The organism is Methylobacterium sp. E-041 (genome assembly GCF_022829665.1).
Classification (GTDB): Bacteria; Pseudomonadota; Alphaproteobacteria; order Rhizobiales; family Beijerinckiaceae; genus Methylobacterium.
In genome coordinates this window covers 1-1,519 of record NZ_JAKSYQ010000006.1, presented here as the reverse complement: position 1 = coordinate 1,519, position 1,519 = coordinate 1, and the positions used below count along the sequence as shown (strand labels likewise).

Below are 1,519 nucleotides of genomic sequence, written 5' to 3'. Positions count from 1 at the left end.
TGATGACGTGCTCGGTCGGACCTTCTGCGAAATCGATCTGCTGCGCGAGGCCGAGCGTCGCGTGATGGCGATCCATCGCCTGCACGCGGGCCACACGATTCCGCAGATGGAGGCGCAACTTGCCACGCCTTGCGGGAAGGGCCGCTATGTGATCGTGGCCGGACACGCCATCGAGATGCCGGGCCCGGGCGGCATCGAGCTGTGCATGCTGTTCACCTTCGCTGACCTAGAGGATCGCCGTAAAGCCGAGATGTCGCTGCGCCACAGCGAGGAGCGCTTCGCCAAGGCGTTCGATCTCTCGCCCGTGCCGAGCGCGCTGATGAGTGCGGACGGATTGGAGATTACCAGCGTCAACCAAGCCTTCGTCACCGCGTTCGGGCATGCCCCCGAGGCCGCGGATGGCCAATCGCTCACGGACCTTGCGCTCTGGGTCGATCGCGCCGAGCAGCGCAAGTTCTCACGCGATCTCAAGCGGCTCGGCAGCGTCCGAGGCTTCGAGGCTGTGTTGCAGGATGCGGCCGGCGCCGAGATTGACTGCCTGATCTCGGCCGAGCGGGTGATCATCAACAACGAGGCCTGCGTGCTATGCGTCCTGCAGGACATTACCGCCCGCAAGCGCTCGGAACGCGAACTGATCACCGCGATCGAGGCGGTGATGGCTGACGCGTCGTGGTTCAGCCATGGGGTGATCGACAAGCTGGCGACCCTACGCAACCCGACCCGTTCCGGCCGGCCGTCGGTCGGGGTCGAGAACTTGACGATTCGGGAGCGGGACATGCTCACGCGGATCTGTCAGGGGGCCACCGATCAGGAGATCGGGGCCGAGCTGAAGCTGTCGCCGAATACGGTGCGCAATCACGTCTCGGCGCTCTATCGCAAGCTCGGGGTCAACCGCCGCAGCGCCGTGGTGGTGTGGGCGCAAGAGCGTGGGATCGGCCCGAACACCCGGCACCTACGCTAAGGCGGAAGAAAACCGTGACGGAACTACCAAGTCGGTTTGGTACAAATGTACTTTATGTAAATCGTCGGAACTTCGAGTAGAATTCCTTATTACGCAGTGGTAGCTCTGCTCATGCGGGCATCTCGGAAGATCATCCCCCTGGGTTGATATGAGGAGATCCGCGTGGCCGGGCGTCGGAAGGTGCTCTCTCCCGACCATATCCGGGCACTGATCAAGGAAGCCATCGGCATCATCGAGGGTAACCACGCGATCCAGGTGGAAGCCGCCGCCGAGATCGCCGCCATTGAAGCTGCCCACGACACGTCGAACCCCAAGCCAAGACCAAAGCGCACGACCCGCAGGTGATGCCGGGTCGTGAGCGAACACGCGGGTCGCAACCACAGCGTCCGCTTGCCGTCGGCGAGCCCGCAGCCGCACGCCCCCGACCCACCCCTTACGAAGTGGAACTGGACCATGTCGCTCCTCGCCTGGATCGTGCTCGGCCTGATCGCCGGCTTCATCGGCAGCAAGATCGTCAACAACACCGGTCAGGGGCTCGTCGTCGACATCCTGCTCGGC

The 1,519-nt window shown here is 63.9% G+C and carries 2 protein-coding genes and 1 pseudogene; all 3 read left to right on the top strand.

Annotated elements, in window-relative coordinates:
• The coding region (locus MKK70_RS00085) for a helix-turn-helix transcriptional regulator (RefSeq protein WP_243945257.1) at nt 1-961 on the top strand (961 nt) is incomplete at its 5' end.
• 162 nt (nt 962-1,123) lie between these two features.
• Nucleotides 1,124-1,306, top strand: a complete 183-nt coding sequence (locus tag MKK70_RS00080; protein WP_243945255.1) for a hypothetical protein — start codon at nt 1,124-1,126, stop codon at nt 1,304-1,306.
• 108 nt (nt 1,307-1,414) lie between these two features.
• Nucleotides 1,415-1,519 (top strand): annotated as a pseudogene (locus tag MKK70_RS00075) (GlsB/YeaQ/YmgE family stress response membrane protein); the annotation flags it as partial.